Source organism: Bacillus sp. GbtcB14 (assembly GCF_019091205.1).
GTDB lineage: Bacteria > Bacillota > Bacilli > Bacillales > Bacillaceae_G > Bacillus_A > Bacillus_A cereus_AG.
The window spans coordinates 198,822-218,250 of the sequence record NZ_JAGXJT010000006.1; the positions used below are offsets into that span (position 1 = coordinate 198,822).

The following is a 19,429-nucleotide window of genomic DNA, read 5'->3' on the forward strand; positions in this document are numbered from 1 at the left end:
GTAAATTCCTCCTATTTATTTTGGGTCATTGTAGTCTATTAATTTTCTGAATCTGCTGCTAATTTTTCAAGGTGACCAAGTGATTCTTCTAAATCAAACGAGTTAAACCAACGATAATCTTGTTTATCTAAAATACGATAATGCTGACTAATTAGATTTTGTTGTAAACGAAAGTTCCCTTTTTCTTGAATCTGTTTCCACCAGACTTTTCCTCCCAGTGTTTTCTGTTTGGCGTTGTTCATGCTTTTATGCGCTATAGTTGCAATGACTACTAATGGATCATCTCCTAGACTAGACTGTAAAACCTCGCTATCCCTAAACAATGCACAAATTGCTACGGTATTGGTCCATCCTGCATTTGTTCGTCCCTTCTCAATTTGAACAAGCGTTTTTTTTGAAATACCAAGAACTTCAGCCATTTTTTCCTGTGTGTATCCTTTTTCCGTACGAATTAACTTTATTTTTGTTGATATGAGTTCGATTGTAAGCTCTTTATTCAATTCTCTCACCCTCCGAAAAGTAACTTATGTATTATTTAGTGTAATTTTACACTATACCTATTTTGTTATCAACCCATTTTTTTACGTTCACTTTTGTTATTTTAATACAATGAAATAAATCCTCATGAACAATCTTTTTTGTACCTATTACTTTCTTTTCTTCTAACATAAGCATCATGCCCCTTCAATCGCTGTTTACAGACTGGTAAATTCTAACTTGGACTATTCATCTAACTTTAAATAAAAAAACAGACTGTCACACATGTGCAGTCTGTTTTTCCATACTTTTATTTTTGTACATCTGCCCATTTTAAACTTGTGGCTGGACCGAATTGATGTACATATAAATCTTTCACATACGGCTTTTGTAAGTACGATAACCCGCGCTGGAATACCGGTGCAATTACTGCGTCATCCAGTAACATTTTTTCAGCATCTTGCATTGCTTTCCAACGAGCTGTTTCATTATTGCCTAATTCTGTTTTAATCTTCTTAATTAACGCATCATATTCTGGATTTGCATATTCTGTATTATTCACACTGCTTCCAGAAAGGAATACTTCTAAGTAAGTCATTGGATCTGGATAATCCGGTAACCAGCGTGATAATGACATTTCATATTCTTTCTTTTTCTCTAGCGCTAGTTTTTGCGTATGTGGTTGTAATTTCACATTTACCTTTAATCCTGGTAAGTTTTTCTCCAGCTCTTCTTTAATATATTCTCCTACTTTTTTGAAGTTTTCTAAGTCATAGTTTAATAACTCAAGCGTCACTTCATTTGTACCTGTCTCTTGCTTAGCCTTCTCCCAATATTCTTTCGCCTGTTTTACATCAGTCTTATTAAACTCACCTGTCGTACTTCTAAAATCTTTTTTATCTGGCCCCTTTAAAAATCCTTTTGGTACGTAATAGTTTGCAGCAACCGAACCATCATTTAAAAATGAAGTCGCAAGACCTTTCTTATCAAACACTGTACTTAGCGCAAGCCTTGCGTTTTTATTTTTAAGAATTGGTACATTTTCATTGAATCGGAAGAAGTACATAACCGGATCTGTATATTGTTTTAACTCTTTATTATTTTTATATTTATCTACGAATTCTGTTGAAATGACCGCTCTATCAACTTTATCTGTTTCATATAAATTTACCGCAGTTGAAATTTCTTTAACAATTTGATAGTTTACTTCATCTAACTTCACTTCTTTTTTATCCCAATACTTCTCGTTTTTCTTCATTGTAAAACTCGCTTCATGCTTCCACTCCGATAATGTAAATGGCCCATTATATACCGCTTTATTTGCTTCTAATCCGTATTTATCGCCTTGTTCTTTCGCATATTTTTCGTTAATTGGATAGAAAGACGGTAAAATAAGTAGTTTCGTAAAATACGGTACAGGATGTTCTAGCTCTACGACGAATGTTTTATCATCCTTCGCTTTTACTCCTAATTCATCTAGACCTAGTTGTTTTTTATTTATCTTCTCAGCATTTTTTACATCGTACGCAATGTATGCATATTGAGAAGCGGTATCTGGATTAATCAATTGCTTCCAAGCGTATACGTAATCATGAGCGGTTACTGGATCTCCGTTAGACCATTTCGCATCACGCAATTGGAATGTATATGTCTTTCCATCTTTACTCACTTCATATTTTTGTGCACCGGCTTCAATTACTTCATCATTTTTCGATAGACGGAATAGTCCTTCCATTACGTTATTTAAAACGTTAAACGAGACCGCATCTGTTACTTTCCCTGAATTTAACGACGGAATTTCACCAGTTTCTAGTAACTGTAATACTTTCTTCTCCTCTTTCGGCTTTGTTGCAGTTTTTTCTTTTGCGCAACCAACTAAAAATGAAGAGACTAATAGAGTACTAACTAATGAGTAACGAACAAATTTTTCCATTTAAAAACCCCCTCTTTTTTTAAGGTAAGTAACGACGAGCTCCAGCGTATTCTTCTATATAACCTGGTGTATTTAGCGGTATAATCTCTACCGATCTTTCAGCTCTCGGTGAGTGAATCATATTTCCATCACCAATATACATAGCAACATGGTGAACACTACCTTTTCCTTGATTATGTGCAAAGAAGATTAAATCGCCTTTTTGTAAATTTTCTTTATCAACTGCAACTCCATTTCTCGATTGCGGACCAGAATCTCGCGGAATAGTAATACCGTGCGATTTATAAATTGTATGTGTAAATCCAGAGCAATCAAATCCAAAACCACTTGTACCAGCCCAAATATACGGTAATCCTAAAAACATTTTTCCAGTGTTTATTAAATCATCGGCCGCCGGAGTTGGAATATCATTTTGCGAACGGTAAATCGTTCCATCATTTTTTCGTAGCCAAGCTTTCTGTCCGTTTGGTAACAACACGCGGTATGAAATTGTATCTTCACTAAGTAGCGGCAGTCGCGTATTATAGCTCACTTCAAGCGATTTATGTTTTTCAGAAGGATTAATATACAAAATGGCTGTCGGTTTCGTTACTAAAACGAAAGGGGCGTTTGTTTTATCTGCAAATCCTTGATTATATGTTAATTGTTTTTCAGGCATCCAACCTGGATAACCTTCTTCATTTCGTGGTGTTGGCTGACCATGGACTAGCACTTTCACCCAGTCACCTTTTTTATCAACAACCGTTACTTCTTGACCTAATAACGCTTGCGTTTCTAATTTATTTGCATTTGTTAACCAAAGTTTCTCATCAAGCGTCATTGATTTCGTCCACTTCCACAAATCAGCTGGATTTGTAGCACTCGGTGCATCAATTGGCCGTAATGAATCAGGTGCAGTCCAAAGTGTTGCGGCAGATACATCGATAAACGCTTTACTATCTTTCTTCTCTTCAGCATGTGCTGATGTGAACGATGAAAATATAAATAAAGTTGTTAAAAATACAGTTCCTACTTTTTTCATGAATATCCCCCTTAAAAGATAGTTTACTAGTCTCTTCTCCTAAGATTTACTATTCACTGTCGATTGAAGGTTTACCTTTGATCCAGAATACGTCATTCCTTCCGGTTCTTCCATTAACCAAAGTGGTGCATCTAGATCGAAGTAATGAATATTAGGATGTGCCGCAGCTAAATGGGCTACAGCGCTAACAGAAAGTGAAGATTCCATCATACTTCCGACCATGCATTTTACACCCGCTGTTTCAGCAATATCTGCAATACGCCACGCTTCACGTATGCCGCCACATTTCATTAATTTTATATTGATTAAGTCTGCATATCCTCCTTGAACAATTTTCAATGCATCACTTGCTGAAAATATACTTTCATCTGCCATAATAGGCGTTTGTACATGATCTCTGACGTACTTTAACCCATCCCAATCTTTCGCATGAACAGGTTGTTCAATAAATTCGATATTTAAATTACGATTTTCCATCTCTTTAATAATCGTAACCGCTTCTTTTGGATTCCACCCTTGATTTGCATCTAATCGTAACGTCGTATTTTTTGGTACACTATTTCGAATTGCTTCAATACGTTCTAAATCTAAATGAGCAGATTTCCCCACTTTAATTTTTAAAGTTTGAAATCCTTTTTCTACATGTTGCTTTGCCTCTTTTGCCATAATGAAAGGCTCATCTACACTCACCGTAATGTCTGTGTGAATTTCTTTCTTCCCGCCTAATAATGCGTAAAGTGGAACGTTTTGATATTGACAATATACATCATATAAAGCGATATCTATCGCCGCTTTCGCACTTGGATTTCCAATACAACTCATTTGAATGCGCTGCAGTAACTGCTGAAACTGAATGATCTCTTGACCAATTAAACAGGAACGCATCGGCCCTAAAATTGCTGCTTCAATCCCGTTAGCGAAATCCCCCGTAATAACTGGTGTTGCGGCTGCAGCCCCCTTGCCAACAATTCCTTCATCCGTATGAATATATACATCTATACTTTCTATTTCGGTTACGGTACGAAGCGCCGTTTTAAACGGTGTATGAAGATTTACACGTCTACGATTTACTTTTACATCGGTAATTTTCATATTGTTCATCCTTTCGTTGTCTGACAAAGTGGAACCTTAATCCCCAAAAAATGATTAATTTTTTGGGAACAATAAATCTCCTCTTTCGCTTACTTTTCATGTAGGAAGTTAATGTGAAATAAAAAATCCAGCCATAAGAAGATTCTTATGGCTGGATTTTGTCTAGGAATGGGTAGACAAAGCAGCGATTTGATTATATTTTTTCTGTGCATCTTTTAATGCTACAAGTAGTGCTTTTTGAGACGAACCAAAGTATCTATTTTTTATTTCTGTTACCAATAGTGGATCATTAATATTTTTATGTAGAAACAAATATTTAACAAATTGTGATGTTAATGCAATTGTCGCTGAGCAATCTGCATCTACAATTTCCCCTGTTTCCTTAACAAGTACAAATGCTACAAAAAAACTTTTGAACTTTTCGGTAATAGGATTATTTTGGGGTGCTTTCGCATCCCCTATGACATAAATTGTATTTGAAGCGTACACAGCTATCTTCCTTTCTACTACGGGATAACGGTTTTCTTAATAGTCGTATGAGCGATAAACTCAACGTTGATTAAGAAATGTATCCGCTTACCTTGTATTATAATACAATTGACAGAATTTTAACAACATTTATCGCGGTATATATTCCATAATTATGAAAACAGTTCAAACTCTTCATTTTTACAATATGTGATTGTTTCTTGTACCATGCCATCCATACATGAAAAAACAGCTAGCAATCGCTAACTGTTCTATTACATTACTTCGGCAAAACAAATATTGTTTCATTTGACTTTGAAAATTGATATTCTTTTCTCGCAAACTTCAAAATTTCTTCCTCGTCGTCTGTTAAATTTTCTATGTTAGTCTTTAAAGAAGCTTGATTTTTCTTTAAAGAAACCAATTGCTTTTTTTGATTCGTTATTGTATCTTTTTTTTCTACAATTATTTCTTGTTGTTTCGTTAAAATAAATTGAACGTACAAAGTAGCCGCCGCAATAAATATAAACATGAATATAAATCGCCTTAGTTTTTTCTTATTAATTGCTCGATTCTCATTAGACTGTGATAGTTGTTCTTGTATATTAGGAACATTTATTCGCTTGAGTTTCCTCATTATGAAATCCCCCTAACACATATATTTTCACTACCATCGGCATGATCTCTTACTAACTTTAATTCTATTCTTATAAAATAAGCTCCTTCACAAAAATATCTCACAAATTAACCAATTAAAGATAGCATTCGACGACATTTCCATATTTACATTGAATTTTTTTATGTATGCTGCCATAAAATAGTAGTTTCTGTTATTCTTTTTCTACTATTGTAGAAGAGTTTTTTTACACACAAATTTCTCCTTATTTCAACATACTTACAAGGAGAAAAAAGATGCATTGTCGTACATTCGATAAAACCAGAATAACTGTTTAAGAGCTTAGGTTTAGAGCATAGATCATAACCTATATACACTCAAAATAAGAAAAAAGCCCAAATTGGACTTTTTTAATTTTGTAAATCAATATCATATTCCATACTTTTCGCTGTTTCCTCAGCAATCTCCACACCTAACAAATTCTTCACAATATGAAATGACATGTTAATACCAGCTGAAATCCCTGCCGATGTAATGATGTGCCCTTCATCTACAAATTTCACATTCTCCATTACTTCTACATTCGGAAAATCTTTTTTGAAAGTTTGAATACTAGCCCAATGTGTTGTTGCTTGTAACCCTTCCAGTAAACCAGCTTTCGCGAGTAATAGTGCTCCAGTACAAACTGAAGTCATTAGCTTTACTTCTTTCATTTGCTGTCGAACCCAATTTATTATAGTTTCATTTTTCACTTCATTTTCCCTAACGCCTTTACCACCTGGTATGATTAAAATATCAACTGGTGGTAAATCTTCAATACTATAATCCGGCTTTACCTTTAATCCGTTTCTTGCTGTAATCATTTCTCCATTTTGGCTAACTGTATACACAGTAAATGGTTTTTCTTCATGTACTTCAGTTACAGAAAAAACTTCAAATGGCCCTGCAAAGTCTAACACTTCTACATCATCAAATAAAAATATACCTACACTCCATTTATTCATCATACGTTCGCTCCCTGGTGCAAATGATCTAAAAGGTGCTCATGTCCTTTTTCTAATGCAATATCATATGCTGTTTTTCCATCATTTTTCTTAATCGTTTTATTAGCTCCATTTTTAAGAAGCAATACAATAATTTCTTCATTTCCTAATAATGCTGCTTCGTGGAGACCCGTCCAACCGCCGCTTTGTATAACATTTACATCCGACCCTTTTTCAATTAAGAAAGCAACCAGTTCACTTTGCTTATTCGCGATGGCAGCTTGCAAAGGTGTGTTTTCATTTTCGTTTTTTGCTCTACTATGTATATCTGCTCCACTTTCTAAAAGAAAACTTGCTAACTCTTTTTGCCCAAAATAAGCCGCTAAATGAAGTAAAGTCCAGCCATCGTCACTAAATTCGTTAACTGCACTTGGATTCGTCTTTATAAAATCCACTATTTTTTCCTTATTACCACTTATGGCAGCTTGTGCTATTGATTGTAAAATCTTCATAATAATCTCCCACCTATCAAATTTTAAAAGTAATCTCTTTAGTATGTTCTATTAATTATTATATTTTCCTGTCAAAACAACAGTTTACATAATAATATTATCTATCCAACCCTATCTTTTATTTTAAATATTAAAATTTTCTGTTAAAATAACATTAATCATGTTTAATATGGAGGAGAAATTATGTTACAAGTAATGCCTTTACATAGTGAAGACTATGATTTAATTAAAGCCGCTGAAAAAGTGATTGAAAAAAACTATAAATATGGTCGTCATCATATCGGTTCAGCAGTAAGAACTAAAACAGGTAATGTTTATGCAGCAGTGCATGTTGAAGCGAATGTTGGAAGAATAACAGTATGTGGTGAAGCAATGGCAATCGGAAAATCTATTTCCGAAGGTGATCATGAATTTGATACCATTGTAGCAGTTGCTCACCCACACCCTCATGAAGATATAGAAAAATGTTGGGTTGTTGCTCCGTGTGGAATGTGTCGAGAATTGATAAGTGATTACGGAAAAAATACGAATGTTATACTTTCTTATAATGGTGAACTTGTAAAATGTAACGTCATGGAATTATTACCTGAAAAGTATACAAGCGAAGTAGAGTAATCATTCATACTCTCAACATATCAAATAATATTATTCCAATAAAAAAACAATCCATTTTTAAAACGGATTGTTTTTTTATTTCTTTTTTATGCAGTTTATTTTATTTTTCTATTTTTAACAACAATAGAATTACCATTAATAAAAATGAAATCTAAATATTTAAGCGTGCATTGTAGATTGTTTTTCATTTGAAAACAAAAATAATATTTTTCCTTACATTTGAAAAAGTTAGTATAAACTCTCTAAAATCAGTAGTCTTATCATACCAATCTATAACAATTCTGTCGTCTTCCCTTACCGGTTTCCTTTAACACATATGATTTTAAAACGAGCGCTGTTAATGAATCTGTTAATGTTTTATATGATAAATTAGATAATGCTAATAGATCGTTCGTATATAACATTCTATGCTTCTCTAATAATAATAGTACTAATCGTTCAGACGGTTTTAATGCTTCGTCACTTTCTAGTATAAAGTCTATATTTTTCATTTCTCTAATTATTACTCCTTATATAAAAAAATACTTACGCAGCTAATTTAATATAAAAATAATACACAACTAAACTTGAGGTATATTAAAATAACATCGTTTTAAAACACTATTATACTATAACATAGAAAAAGCATTTCCCGAAATAAGAAATGCTTTTTTAAATTGCTTATATGTTTCTTCCGAACCTACAATATATCTTAAACTCTTACCCGTACAATTCCCTCCTAATTTCTCTGGTCATCTAAAATTATTTATAACAAATCAAGTCCTTCTAAAATGATTTAAATAAATAAAAACGGATAGTCATACATGCTCTAAACATGAATGACTATCCGTTTTCCAGCTTCTTCTCAAATACATGTACTACCTTAAATATTTCTTGCAATATGTGGCTTACTGTAGTGACTTGTTCCACCGCCGCCTACTACTACTTTACCGCCTTTTTCGAAAATTAATAATTTACTTGAAGCATCTGCAAGAAGTACTATTACTTCAGCATTATTACTTGTTGCTACATAAATTACATAACCACTTTTTGATATACATGTTTCCCAATTTGCATCAAATTCAGATCTTACTACACGATTTGAATACACTTGATTTTCAATTCTTCCTTGTTCTACGTTTTCCAAATTTATCCCCCCTACTGCTCTAAAATATCATTTATAGTAAAATAACAGCCCTATTTAAAATAATGACTGACTTTAACATAAATAGTATATGTAATTAGTAGAAAAATGCTTGGACAATGCATATATAATAACCCACAAGGAAATCACAACTAAAACAAGGGAGTCGATATTATATCGACTCCCTTGTTTTCATACATAGTTTTTTATTTTTCGTTTCGCACAGCTTCAAAAGTAAACATTTGATTTGCATTTGACGGTTCTTTTCCATAAACATAGTCAGCGGAGCAAGTAATGTTAGAGAAACCTATACTTTCTAACAGAAGTTTAAACTCGTCTATTCCATACCAGCGCATCGCAAAGCGTTGTAGTTCTGTTTGTACTAACTGTCCTTTACTCCATTTTTCATATTTTAAATATGATAGAGTAACTTGGTTCAGCCAATCTATTTCAATTGATTTATTTTCTAATGTAATTCCTTCTCCGCTCGGCAAAGAAAAAGTCGATGTATGAATCTCCCCAGTCTTCCAGTTATACGGAAGCATAACATCTACGATTAATCGCCCGCCTGGATTAAGATGTTCATAAAAACATTTCAATGCGTTTATAGAATCCGTACGATTTTCAATTAAACAAAAAGATCCAGTTGGAATGATAATTGCTTCATATTTATGTGGCAGTGAAAATTGTTGTAAGCTTCCTTCATATAAATTAGGATGTAAGCTTCTCTCTTTACATCGTATGCGGCACGATTCTAGCATTTCAGGTGAATAGTCAACCCCATCAACTGTAAAACCAGCTTCAAGAAGCGGGATGATGACGCGCCCTGATCCTACTGCTGCTTCGAGAATTCTTCCGGTGCAATTTTTTAAACGTTTTTCGTAATACTCAATATCACCATTTAAAGAATAACCGACAGGCTTTGTGTAATCATACAGTTCCGTGCAAAGTGTACTATAAAAACTAAACATTTATTTTCTCCTCCGTTTTTTACGTATGGAAGATTTTCATTCAATTAATCTTCCTGTACCTTTATTTTTAATAAAAATTCGAAAGAGCTGACTGTCATAATATATCACTCGCTTTCCATACAATATAATCCTATTGTATAATATTCCCTTCGAAACGAAAATGAAAAAATGAAAATTCAGACTTTTATTAAAAGGAGGATATAATGAATTCATTAATTATATTTCTTTTACTTCTTATTGCTTTTAATGCTTTAATTTTCTTTATAGCAAAGAAATATAGGCAAATATGGAAAATTACCAGTGGCATTTTCATTCTTTCTTCCCCCATCGTTTTCTTCGCCACTTTGCATGTAATTGGCGAAAAAGTTGGAGATGGATTCGCTGGAGGTGCTGCTGGGTTAACCTTTAGTGGACTTTTAATCCTAAATGCGATTGTTTTATTTATCATAAGTATTTTTGTTTCTGCTAATAAAAATTCATAATAAACTCCCCCTTTCCAAATGTAAAGAGCTTACTATGCAGTAAGCTCTTTATCCTTAACTATTTATTTCACAATTGGCAATGTCACTTCACTTAATTTCACTGTAAGATTCGTGCCTGCTTTCGGTCTAATTGTATAATCATAGTCACTTGCGATTACAACGACCCCTATTTGATGCCCTGCTTTAAATACATAATCATCTGGCTGCATATCCCAGGTAAATGTATAATCTTTACCCGGTTGAATTGCTGTTGAATTTTCTATACTCTTTAAGTTTTGCGGATCCATCCAGCCTCTCGTTACGATTTCTGGCTTCGTTCCTCCATAATCAACAAGTAATGCTGTTAAATTTGATACAGATCGATCAATATTCCCTGTAATTGAAATCTTTGTTGTACCACTTATACGCGTATCTTTTTGCAGTACAGGCATTGTATACACTAATCGATTTGCTACTTCTAATTCTGGGTTTGCTACTAATTGGTTTGATTTCATTTTTGCATCATCTACGAATGAGAAAACTTTATTTACAGAGCCCATACTTAATGGCAAATTAACTGCTTTATTACTTAAATACATACGAACTTTTGACGGGACAGCTGCTGGATCCGGCCAGTTTTTTAATTTTTCCCACGTTTTATTTTCACGTTGTACATCAACCATTGGTTCATTCATAATGCCATTTTCAATTCCATATAACCAATAATCGAACCATTTATTTTGTGTTCTTTGCCAATCATTCGTTGATGTTCCACCATGTCCACCTTGATGTAACCACATTTTACGAGGAACATCATTCTCTCCAAGCGCATCCCACCATTGCGCAAATTGCTTCGTCTTTACATTCCAATCATTTAAACCATGAACAACAAATACACTCGCTTTTACGTTTTTAGCATCTTTTACATAATTACGTTTATCCCAAAAATCATTATAATTACCCGTTTTTCGGTCTTGTCCAGCTGTTAACTCTTTTATTACTTGTCCGCAAACTTCAGGATTTTCTCTTGTTAGTACTGCTTCTGCCATATTATCTGTATCTTCTCCTTGGTATCCACCTGGTGCAATGACTGCACCGTTTGCACGATAATAATCATACCAACTACTGATTGCTGCGATTGGAATAATTGTTTTTAAACCTTCAACACCAGTCGTCGCAACGGCATTCGGTAACGTACCATTATAAGAAACTCCTGTCATACCTACATTTCCTGTAGACCAATCAGCCTTAACTTCCTCACCATTTTCTGTATATGCTTTCGCACGTCCATTTACCCAATCAATGACAGACTTCGTTCCTAGTATTTCTTGCTCATCCCCAGTAGTTGGACATCCATCTGATTTCCCAGTTCCGATACTTTCACCTAAAATGACTGCATAGCCTCTTGGCACATAATAATTTCCGTATGAACCCAGATTAACAGCTCCATACGGTTTCCCTTCATACGCATACAATTCTTCATCTACATTATATACAGGAACATCTTTTAAGCCAGATCGATATGGACTCATTTCATAAATAACGGGAACTTTCACATTCGAATCGGTTTTTGGACGCATAACTTTTACCGATACACGATCCTTTTTTCCATCTCGATCACTATCAACTTCTGTTTCTACAAATAAATTTTCAATAATTGCTTCATCAAGCGAATAAATCGGTTTTGTCATCCCGTTTTCTAATTCAATTTTTGTGTTTGATTGTAACACTTCTGAAACTTTTCCATTTAACTTTACGTCATTCTCATTTATGTAGTTTGTTTCTTTATTGTCTGCATACGCAGTCATGCTAGAAACTCCTGATGTAATTGATAAAGATAATATTGCTGATAGTGTAGCTATTTTCTTTTTCCCCATGCCCTTTCCTCCCCATATATTTCTCCTTTTACTATACAATAAAATTACTGAAAATTCAGTTTATATTTTATACAATAACTTGAGAAATTTGTATAACACTCTTCAACGAGCTTTCAAGGTTATATATTTTGACTTACTACTCACATATAATCAATAAAAAAGCATCGCCTATTAATAGGCGATGCTTCTAATAGTATTGAATTATTCATTCTTCATATGAATATAAAATTGTATCTCTCCCTCTATAGTAGAGACTCCATAGTCAAAACCATGTCTTTCTAAAATACTTTTCACGATTGCTAAGCCCAGTCCTGTACCTGAATGTTCTTTACTACGAGAAGAGTCTAAGACATAAAAAGGTTCCCAAATTTTATCGATATCTTTCATTTGCTCAGCATTCATACCATTTTGAACTTGAAAATATACAATTTCATTTCGATCTTCTAATGTGATTTTTATATTTTGGTTTGCTGTATACTTTATTGCATTAGATATTAAATTTTGAAACACCATTCTCATTTTATTTACATCTGCATAAATAATTGCATTACCAACATTATAATTCACTTGTAAATTGATTTCTTTCGACTCTAGCTCAATCTTATGCTTATCTAATATACTTTGGACTAGTGATACAATAGGAAATTCTTCTTTTTGCAGCACATCTCTTTCCATTTTAGAAAATCGTAATAATTCTTCAATTAAATTTGATATTTGATCTGTTTGTTTAATAATAGTATCCACGTACGTACCATCATCTAAACCATCTTTTATTCCCATAGAATATGCTTTCACTAACGCGATTGGTGTTTTTAATTCATGCGTCACATCCCCCATAAATCGTTTTAAATGTTCATTACGATCTGTTAAATCTTCATGTGCTTCATGTAGTTTTTCACTCATGATATTAATACTATTAGCTAAGTCTCCTATTTCATCATTTGTTTTCACTTTCGCTCGTTCAAATTTCAGACGTGAAATATCTTCTGCAACATCACTTAATTCTTTCAATGGTCTGGTGATTGTTTTTGAAAGTATCCATACAAGTACGATAATGAGAAAAATTGTAATACCTAATATGTATAAATAAAATGCGTTTAGCGTTTTTAGCACTTCATTTGAATGTGCGATAGAAACCCCTACCAAAATTAACATATCGTCTTTCGCAATAAATTTCACAAAAAAACTAGATTTCATCTTTTCTTGATCATATATTTTATTCGACTGGCCGAAATTCTTTACTTTCATTATTTCTTTTTTTGTAATCCAAAGTTTATTAAGAGCAACTCTCTTTTTTGTAAGTTGCATACGTAACTCATCATTAATATGATCTTCTGAATCTTTTATGGATGTATACGCAATCGTAACATTCCCCTCATTTTCAATGCTAGAAATTGCTTCATCTAGTTGTTCACTCGGTATGGACTGTATTTGTGCTGTAATACCTTCTAAACTTTCTCGCGTTTTGTAAATATTATATTTCGGTAATAAGTAGTTAATTAATAATAAAGAAATCGTAAAAATAAGAATTACAGTTAAAGAAATGCTGAGAAATAGCTTTTTTCCAAGTTTATTCACTCTGTTCCTCCAAACTATATCCTAGCCCGCGATGCGTCTTTATTATATTTTCTCCTACTTTTTTACGTAACCTTCTTACATGTGTATCAACTGTTCGTTCTTCTCCAAAATAGTCAAATCCCCATACGATATCTAACAATTTTTTACGAGTCAGAATCATGCCTTTATGATTTAAAAAACACTTTATTAATTCTAGCTCTGTTTTTGTAATATCTAACTCTTTGTCATTTTTATAAACTTTATTTTTAGTAAAATCTATTTTCAAATCTTGAACTTGAATGACATCATCATGCTGTATAAGCTTTTTCGCTCGAGTAATGAGTACGCCTGGATGAAATGGCTTTTTTACGTACTCATCTGCACCACTTTGAAGCGCTGCTAATTCATCTTCACTTTCACTTTTCGCCGTAAGCATTAATACTTTTACGCTTGAATTCTTTTTTATTTCCTGGCAAACAGTAATACCACTATGTTTTGGCATCATCCAATCTAAAATCGCTAAATCTATTTTCTCATCATAAAATATTTGAAGTGCTTCCTCGCCATCTTTCGCTAATAAAACTTCGAAGCCTTCTTTCTCAAAATAAGCTTTTAAAATCCTTAACATATCCTGTTCATCATCTGCGATTAATACTTTCATGAATTATCCTCCATTGCTTTTAAACAAAAATCAATTGTATTATACAACTTCTTTGTTACATGTATGTGACAGAAAAATATTTGAACCTTTTAAGGGTATAGTAAAAACGAGGTGTTGTATTATGATTAAAAAAATCGGGGTCATTACTCTTCTTTGTTTCTTATTATCGACAAATGTGTTCGCAAATACAAATCAACAAATTGAAGTATTTGATTGTCAAAAAGAAATGGTCGTTCAAAAACAATCTTTAGATCCAGCTATTCAAAAAGAAGCTGTTCAATATGCTAAATCCATTACTGGCCCGTTCAAAAACTTAAATGTCGTTCCAAAAGATGGTCACATGATAAAAATCCCTTTATCTAAACCAGTTTCTATTACAAATCAATGGTTACATACAACAATTGATGAAGTACTAATCCTTCTACCCCTTAATCAAAAACCTTATATTATGCTTTACGATGATGAAAATAATCCACATTTCTATTATGTAAAAGGTGATCCGAAGGGATTATTGAAAGAAATGAATGTTAAATTATAATGTAAGAAAGATCCCATAAATATCATTTGTGGGATCTTTCTTTATCAGTTAGCAACTGCATTTTCATTTAAAAAATGAATCACCTGTCTTTTATGATGATTATCATGCTCTATAAATTCTTTAATAATATATATAAGAGAATACGGCGTTCCAGTATGAGGACAGTGTGATACTCCATTGGCTGTTAAAGGTTTCTTTAGTTTTTCATCATGCAGTAATCTAAGTTCCTTTACGAGTAACTCTCTTTTAGCTTTTGCTTCTTCAAGAAGTTTCACCTTAGATATACCGGATTTGGCATAACTAGATGCTAGTTTATTATATGTATCAAAATCCGGGAACTCCATTCCCTTTCCATCTCTCACTGATGATAATGTCTCACGTAATAGATAGTCATCCCAGTTCATAATATGAGATACGATTTCGCCAACAGTCCATTTCCCCTCTGATATTGGTGCCACCCACAATTCCTCTTTCATACCTTTCAATGTATGTATCCAAATTGAATATTCATTGAAATCATTAATAATTTTATTTTCTCCCATCATCCAATTCCCCATTCTAATATTAGATTCATATAAATTATAACATCAATCTACACTAGACAGAACAAAAGTTCTATTAGAGTGGTAAATAATAATTTATTACATCCTTTTATATAAGTTCAAATAATGGCTTGCTCCTACATATTCTGTCCCTTTCACAAATCCACTCGAAGTATAAAATTTGTCACCCTGTTCTGTATCTGTATGTAAGACAACAATATTAAAATGTTTTTTAGCTTCGCTTAAAATTCGCACCAACAGTAACCTCCCTAATCCTTTCCTTCGGTATTCTTTTGCAATATAAAATCTCCTTACCCTACCAATCTTATTTTTTTCTGTATACGGATCCTGATTTAGCCCTCCTATTCCAATTAACTTTTCCCCCTGAAAAATACCATATAAACATTCTCCAGTTTTATTAAATGTGTTTATTTTATTTTCATAATCACTTATTAGTTTTACTAGGAAATTAAATCCTTCGTCTTTGCTTTCTTGAACAAGATAATCGTGTTCGTATATCATTAAATCTTTAATTTGTTGAATATGTATATCTTTCAAGTAAATTCCCCCTTAATTTAAAAATACATAAAAATGCTCAAGAATCATTTATTCTGAGCATTTTTATGATTGTTACTTTATACAATTCTTAGTATGTGTATTCTTCACTTCAGATTTAAATCGATAATATAGTTCTTTAAGTCTTATTGAACTAAAGCAGTTGTTTACTTAAGTGAATACATTTACATTTATAGTGTCTCTCAAATATAATATCCATTTATAAATTCATCATTCTACTCTAACATGTTCAAGCTAAGTTATAATTTGTTAATCTATATGCTTGTGTAACCACAGTTCAAAAATCTTTAACTGTTCTTCAGTATGAAAATAATGTTCACCTGTCTCCATGATTTCTAATTCACAACGATATTTTTTTGTAAAATATTTTATAGTTTCAAATTCACATAACTCATCCTTAGCTCCATACATAATATATGTATCTGTATTCCATGTACTAATAGGATGCTCTTTTACATAGCATAAATAATCCCAATATAACTTTTGACCAATCGGTGTCTCTATAATCATTTCTTCTTGCAAAAGCTCTGGTGTTATATTAAACCATTTCATCATATTTTCAAGAATTCGTTCCATATTAACTACTGGTGATAAAAATAACGCCTTTTCTATCACATCATTTTGATAAGATAAAAGGCTAAAATACGCTCCCATACTACATGCAAACACACTTACTTCTTTCCAATGTTCTTTTGCGTAATCCATAATTATAGATAATTCCCTAACACAAAACTGTACTTTGCAAGGAGTATTTTCATTTTTTCTTTCTCCATGCTCAGGTAAATCAAAGCTTAATACTTGATAACCTTTTTGATTAGCTTCTTCAGCTAATATTTGAATAACTTCATCTTGCTTATTTGACATATTTCCATGTACTGCAATAAAAATTTTTTCACTTTTATCTCCCCATAAAACCGCGGGAATATCACCAATTTTAAAATTATCTTTAAGCATATTTCCTCCGTAAAATAATATATATAGAAATTAGCAAAAAACTACACACACTTTATAATCCTCTACTCACTTTTCAAGAAATTAAACTATTACTAATTCATAACAAATGAATTGAAATCTCAATCTACCTCTGAATAACAGTGTCTATTTTGAATAAAAAAATCTTTCTATTTTCCATTTCTTCAGAAACTACAAGTTCTTATTTTAATTCCTTAATGAGCTAATCTACTTTGTTAGTGGAAGAAGGATTTTTAAATAATTATATTATTTTTCAAATGATTTTATTATAAATTAAACACCTTTATTATCTCTGCACAGCAGGCAATATCTCCTTCAACTCCAGTAAATCATCTATTACCATATCAGCCTGAGCAAGTTCATCTACTTGTGCAAAATCAAAATTGCATCCAATCGCAATCAAGCCGTTATCTTTCGCTGCGTTTATATCAGATAACCGGTCCCCAACTACAGCTGCTTCTTTTATATCATATTTGTTTAAAATATTTTTTACTAAGTCGCTTTTATTAAGTGAGTTTATTTGTTCAATACTAAATGTTTCCGTAACCCATTGGTCTAAATCATAATAAGATACGATTGCTCGTAAATATTCAGTTAAACCATTGCTAGCAATATAAATTGAACAATTATTTTCTTTTATATATGTGAAAATTTCTTTTACATTTGGGTATAATGCACCTTTTCCACTCTTAATGTTTTCAATTAATCTTTCTAAAAAATATGCATCGGTTTGTTCTCTTACTTCAAGAGAATGATTTGGTAATAAAGCTTCCCAAACTTTCGGTAAAGGCACACCCATGATTTCACGGTACTTATCAATGGGTGTTATCGTATCCCATAATTGTAATGAACGTAAATGATCAAATGTATCATCTAGCGATAATTCTAAAATTTTGTCTGTTTGAAATAACGTACCGTCCATATCAAAAATTAATGCTTGTAACATTTCATTCTCTCCTTTTGAACTATAAGTATTACTCGATATATTTTTCAGCATCTCAACGATAATTTCTGAACAATAATTTGCGGCAGTTTTCGCGAAGTCATCATACGAAATTTGAGCTTCATCATCTGCACTGTCAGAAATACATCTTATAACGAGAAACGGTACATTATTTATGTACGCAACATGTCCAATTGCTGCACCTTCCATTTCTGTACAATGTGGTGCATAATCGTCTATTAATTCCGCTTTTAGTTTTGAATCCTCAACAAAACATTCACCGCTGACGATTCTTCCTTCATGAATCTCCATATGTAAACTACTACTATTGCATGCAATACGTGCTAACTCTATTAATTCCTTACTTGCGACAAATTCTTCTTGGAACGGGAATAAATTTTTCATTTGAGTTTTACTTACATCATGATGGGTAACATTCGTTGAAATAACGATATCACCAACTTTTACATCTGGGTGTAACCCGCCAGCAACACCTGTATTAATGATAGCATCTACACCAAATTTATGAATTAACGTTTGCGTACATGCAGCTGCATTTACTTTCCCTACACCAGAACGTGTAATAATTACTTCTGTTCCCATGAATTCGCCAATGTAAAAGGGCATTCCCGCAATCGTCTGTTCCTCTTGTATAGCTAGTTTTTCTAAAAGTAAGTCTATTTCAATTTGCATTGCTCCGATAATTCCTATTCTGTTCATGTATGTTGTCCCTTTTATTAATTACTTCCCTTAATTCTTTCAGACATAACCGAAAATAAAAATCTCGGAAGTACAAGTTGTCTCTTTAACCTTTTCGGCTGTGAGAGTAACCTATATAGCCATTCAGTTCCAGTATCCCTCATAATTTTTGGTGCTCTTTTTACAGTACCAGATATTATATCAATCATTCCTCCAATACCAATAGATAGCGGAACGTTTAATATTTGTATGTTTTCATAGATAAATTCTTCTTGTTTTGGTGAACCTAGTCCGACTAGCAATAAGTGCGGCTTGAATTGCTTAATTTTCATTTTTACTTCTTCTATTTCTTCACTATTTACAAATCCATGCTGCCCTTTAAACTGTGCTCTTGGGAACTGCTCATTTAATTTTACTAATGCCTTATTATTACTTTCTGGTGCAGCTCCAAAAAGAAAGACACGGTATCCATTGTCGTTACAATATTTGATTAAATCGTGAGTGATATCTGCCCCTGTGACGCGTTCTTTCAGCGTTCCTTTTAATATTTTCGAGCCAATTATGACACCAATGCCATCCGCTGTTATTAAATCCGCAGATAGTAACATCTTTTTAAACTGCTTTGATTTTTTCGTGTTTTCCTTTGCAGACATAACAATCTCAGGATTTGCAGTTACTACAAACCTTGGTTTCTCTTGTTGTTCATCATGTATCCAACCTTTTAATAAACTTATAGCTTTTGCATATTCTAAAGTTGAAAAAGGTATACCTTTTATAAACTGCTGATCCACT

At 32.8% G+C, this 19,429-nt stretch carries 23 protein-coding genes; 3 read left to right on the forward strand and 20 right to left on the reverse strand.

What is annotated here, in order from left to right; genetic code table 11:
* Positions 1–38 precede the first annotated feature (38 nt).
* The 9 genes from KVT31_RS19340 to KVT31_RS19375 all read right to left on the reverse strand — a co-directional run bounded on the left by KVT31_RS19340 (position 39) and on the right by KVT31_RS19375 (position 7,102).
* Entirely contained in the window at positions 39–500 is a 462-nt protein-coding gene (locus KVT31_RS19340; RefSeq protein WP_088096672.1) for a helix-turn-helix transcriptional regulator, read from the reverse strand.
* A 46-nt stretch (positions 501–546) separates the two neighbouring features.
* Positions 547–669 (reverse strand): hypothetical protein, encoded by a 123-nt coding sequence (locus KVT31_RS30610; protein ID WP_255260243.1) that lies wholly within the window; start codon positions 667–669, stop codon positions 547–549.
* 118 nt (positions 670–787) lie between these two features.
* Positions 788–2,410 carry a peptide ABC transporter substrate-binding protein gene (locus KVT31_RS19345; protein WP_088096673.1) on the reverse strand — a complete coding sequence of 541 codons (1,623 nt, stop codon included), beginning with the start codon at positions 2,408–2,410 and terminating at the stop codon, positions 788–790.
* A gap of 19 nt (positions 2,411–2,429) precedes the next feature.
* Positions 2,430–3,431 carry a C40 family peptidase gene (locus tag KVT31_RS19350; RefSeq protein WP_088096674.1) on the reverse strand — a complete coding sequence of 334 codons (1,002 nt, stop codon included), beginning with the start codon at positions 3,429–3,431 and terminating at the stop codon, positions 2,430–2,432.
* A gap of 39 nt (positions 3,432–3,470) precedes the next feature.
* Entirely contained in the window at positions 3,471–4,532 is a 1,062-nt protein-coding gene (locus tag KVT31_RS19355; RefSeq protein WP_140392490.1) for a dipeptide epimerase, read from the reverse strand.
* Between the two features lie 153 nt (positions 4,533–4,685).
* Positions 4,686–5,012, reverse strand: a complete 327-nt coding sequence (locus KVT31_RS19360) for a DUF3870 domain-containing protein (RefSeq protein ID WP_088096676.1) — start codon at positions 5,010–5,012, stop codon at positions 4,686–4,688.
* Positions 5,013–5,271: 259 nt separating this feature from the next.
* Positions 5,272–5,628 carry an FtsB family cell division protein gene (locus KVT31_RS19365; RefSeq protein ID WP_088096677.1) on the reverse strand — a complete coding sequence of 119 codons (357 nt, stop codon included), beginning with the start codon at positions 5,626–5,628 and terminating at the stop codon, positions 5,272–5,274.
* A gap of 389 nt (positions 5,629–6,017) precedes the next feature.
* Positions 6,018–6,614, reverse strand: coding sequence for a DJ-1/PfpI family protein (locus tag KVT31_RS19370; RefSeq protein WP_088096678.1), 597 nt, complete (start codon positions 6,612–6,614; stop codon positions 6,018–6,020).
* Positions 6,611–7,102: an ankyrin repeat domain-containing protein gene (locus KVT31_RS19375; protein ID WP_088096679.1), complete on the reverse strand. Its 492-nt coding sequence runs from the start codon at positions 7,100–7,102 to the stop codon at positions 6,611–6,613. The genes KVT31_RS19370 and KVT31_RS19375 overlap by 4 nt, the downstream gene beginning before the upstream one ends.
* A gap of 183 nt (positions 7,103–7,285) precedes the next feature.
* Here KVT31_RS19375 and KVT31_RS19380 point away from each other — a divergent pair, with 183 nt between their 5' ends.
* Positions 7,286–7,717: a cytidine deaminase gene (locus tag KVT31_RS19380; RefSeq protein ID WP_088096680.1), complete on the forward strand. Its 432-nt coding sequence runs from the start codon at positions 7,286–7,288 to the stop codon at positions 7,715–7,717.
* A gap of 260 nt (positions 7,718–7,977) precedes the next feature.
* On the opposite strand, the gene KVT31_RS19385 is transcribed toward KVT31_RS19380, so the two are convergent.
* The 3 genes from KVT31_RS19385 to KVT31_RS19395 all read right to left on the reverse strand — a co-directional run bounded on the left by KVT31_RS19385 (position 7,978) and on the right by KVT31_RS19395 (position 9,811).
* Positions 7,978–8,208 (reverse strand): hypothetical protein, encoded by a 231-nt coding sequence (locus KVT31_RS19385; RefSeq protein ID WP_000789031.1) that lies wholly within the window; start codon positions 8,206–8,208, stop codon positions 7,978–7,980.
* Between the two features lie 371 nt (positions 8,209–8,579).
* The gene (locus tag KVT31_RS19390) at positions 8,580–8,843 is read right to left on the reverse strand and encodes a hypothetical protein (protein ID WP_088096681.1); all 264 of its coding nucleotides are present in this window, start codon (positions 8,841–8,843) and stop codon (positions 8,580–8,582) included.
* A gap of 203 nt (positions 8,844–9,046) precedes the next feature.
* Complete coding sequence (locus KVT31_RS19395) at positions 9,047–9,811, reverse strand: class I SAM-dependent methyltransferase (RefSeq protein ID WP_088096682.1); 765 nt, start codon at positions 9,809–9,811, stop codon at positions 9,047–9,049.
* A 203-nt stretch (positions 9,812–10,014) separates the two neighbouring features.
* Here KVT31_RS19395 and KVT31_RS19400 point away from each other — a divergent pair, with 203 nt between their 5' ends.
* Positions 10,015–10,293 carry a hypothetical protein gene (locus KVT31_RS19400; protein WP_088096683.1) on the forward strand — a complete coding sequence of 93 codons (279 nt, stop codon included), beginning with the start codon at positions 10,015–10,017 and terminating at the stop codon, positions 10,291–10,293.
* A 62-nt stretch (positions 10,294–10,355) separates the two neighbouring features.
* Here the strand turns inward: KVT31_RS19400 and KVT31_RS19405 are convergent, their stop codons facing one another.
* From KVT31_RS19405 to KVT31_RS19415, 3 genes are all read right to left on the reverse strand, one after another.
* A complete protein-coding gene (locus KVT31_RS19405; protein ID WP_088096684.1) occupies positions 10,356–12,149 on the reverse strand; it encodes a Xaa-Pro dipeptidyl-peptidase in 1,794 nt (597 codons plus the stop codon).
* 201 nt (positions 12,150–12,350) lie between these two features.
* Positions 12,351–13,727 carry a sensor histidine kinase gene (locus KVT31_RS19410; RefSeq protein ID WP_088096685.1) on the reverse strand — a complete coding sequence of 459 codons (1,377 nt, stop codon included), beginning with the start codon at positions 13,725–13,727 and terminating at the stop codon, positions 12,351–12,353.
* Positions 13,720–14,367, reverse strand: coding sequence for a response regulator transcription factor (locus tag KVT31_RS19415; protein ID WP_000865980.1), 648 nt, complete (start codon positions 14,365–14,367; stop codon positions 13,720–13,722). The genes KVT31_RS19410 and KVT31_RS19415 overlap by 8 nt, the downstream gene beginning before the upstream one ends.
* 121 nt (positions 14,368–14,488) lie before the next feature.
* Between KVT31_RS19415 and KVT31_RS19420 the strand changes: the two genes are divergently transcribed.
* Positions 14,489–14,905 (forward strand): hypothetical protein, encoded by a 417-nt coding sequence (locus tag KVT31_RS19420; RefSeq protein ID WP_088096686.1) that lies wholly within the window; start codon positions 14,489–14,491, stop codon positions 14,903–14,905.
* Positions 14,906–14,949: 44 nt separating this feature from the next.
* Here the strand turns inward: KVT31_RS19420 and KVT31_RS19425 are convergent, their stop codons facing one another.
* The 5 genes from KVT31_RS19425 to KVT31_RS19445 form a co-directional block, all read right to left on the reverse strand.
* Positions 14,950–15,447: a DinB family protein gene (locus KVT31_RS19425; RefSeq protein ID WP_088096687.1), complete on the reverse strand. Its 498-nt coding sequence runs from the start codon at positions 15,445–15,447 to the stop codon at positions 14,950–14,952.
* Between the two features lie 99 nt (positions 15,448–15,546).
* Positions 15,547–16,005: a GNAT family N-acetyltransferase gene (locus KVT31_RS19430; RefSeq protein ID WP_088096688.1), complete on the reverse strand. Its 459-nt coding sequence runs from the start codon at positions 16,003–16,005 to the stop codon at positions 15,547–15,549.
* A 267-nt stretch (positions 16,006–16,272) separates the two neighbouring features.
* Positions 16,273–16,977 (reverse strand): alpha/beta hydrolase, encoded by a 705-nt coding sequence (locus KVT31_RS19435; RefSeq protein ID WP_088096689.1) that lies wholly within the window; start codon positions 16,975–16,977, stop codon positions 16,273–16,275.
* Positions 16,978–17,281: 304 nt separating this feature from the next.
* Positions 17,282–18,658: a 5'-methylthioadenosine/adenosylhomocysteine nucleosidase gene (locus KVT31_RS19440; protein ID WP_217613540.1), complete on the reverse strand. Its 1,377-nt coding sequence runs from the start codon at positions 18,656–18,658 to the stop codon at positions 17,282–17,284.
* Positions 18,659–18,675: 17 nt separating this feature from the next.
* Complete coding sequence (locus KVT31_RS19445; protein WP_088096690.1) at positions 18,676–19,428, reverse strand: WecB/TagA/CpsF family glycosyltransferase; 753 nt, start codon at positions 19,426–19,428, stop codon at positions 18,676–18,678.
* Position 19,429: the final 1 nt, after the last annotated feature.

Bases quoted from the DNA above. Each gene is read 5' to 3' on its own strand.
- KVT31_RS19365 (WP_088096677.1), bottom strand. From the start codon at position 5,628: ATGAGGAAACTCAAGCGAATAAATGTTCCTAATATACAAGAACAACTA.
- KVT31_RS19440 (WP_217613540.1), bottom strand. From the start codon at position 18,658: ATGAACAGAATAGGAATTATCGGAGCAATGCAAATTGAAATAGACTTA.
- KVT31_RS19395 (WP_088096682.1), bottom strand. From the start codon at position 9,811: ATGTTTAGTTTTTATAGTACACTTTGCACGGAACTGTATGATTACACA.
- KVT31_RS19350 (WP_088096674.1), bottom strand. From the start codon at position 3,431: ATGAAAAAAGTAGGAACTGTATTTTTAACAACTTTATTTATATTTTCA.
- KVT31_RS19355 (WP_140392490.1), bottom strand. From the start codon at position 4,532: ATGAACAATATGAAAATTACCGATGTAAAAGTAAATCGTAGACGTGTA.
- KVT31_RS19435 (WP_088096689.1), bottom strand. From the start codon at position 16,977: ATGCTTAAAGATAATTTTAAAATTGGTGATATTCCCGCGGTTTTATGG.
- KVT31_RS19415 (WP_000865980.1), bottom strand. From the start codon at position 14,367: ATGAAAGTATTAATCGCAGATGATGAACAGGATATGTTAAGGATTTTA.
- KVT31_RS19380 (WP_088096680.1), top strand. From the start codon at position 7,286: ATGTTACAAGTAATGCCTTTACATAGTGAAGACTATGATTTAATTAAA.
- KVT31_RS19345 (WP_088096673.1), bottom strand. From the start codon at position 2,410: ATGGAAAAATTTGTTCGTTACTCATTAGTTAGTACTCTATTAGTCTCT.
- KVT31_RS19420 (WP_088096686.1), top strand. From the start codon at position 14,489: ATGATTAAAAAAATCGGGGTCATTACTCTTCTTTGTTTCTTATTATCG.
- KVT31_RS19400 (WP_088096683.1), top strand. From the start codon at position 10,015: ATGAATTCATTAATTATATTTCTTTTACTTCTTATTGCTTTTAATGCT.
- KVT31_RS19425 (WP_088096687.1), bottom strand. From the start codon at position 15,447: ATGGGAGAAAATAAAATTATTAATGATTTCAATGAATATTCAATTTGG.
- KVT31_RS30610 (WP_255260243.1), bottom strand. From the start codon at position 669: ATGTTAGAAGAAAAGAAAGTAATAGGTACAAAAAAGATTGTTCATGAG.
- KVT31_RS19375 (WP_088096679.1), bottom strand. From the start codon at position 7,102: ATGAAGATTTTACAATCAATAGCACAAGCTGCCATAAGTGGTAATAAG.
- KVT31_RS19385 (WP_000789031.1), bottom strand. From the start codon at position 8,208: ATGAAAAATATAGACTTTATACTAGAAAGTGACGAAGCATTAAAACCG.
- KVT31_RS19405 (WP_088096684.1), bottom strand. From the start codon at position 12,149: ATGGGGAAAAAGAAAATAGCTACACTATCAGCAATATTATCTTTATCA.
- KVT31_RS19370 (WP_088096678.1), bottom strand. From the start codon at position 6,614: ATGATGAATAAATGGAGTGTAGGTATATTTTTATTTGATGATGTAGAA.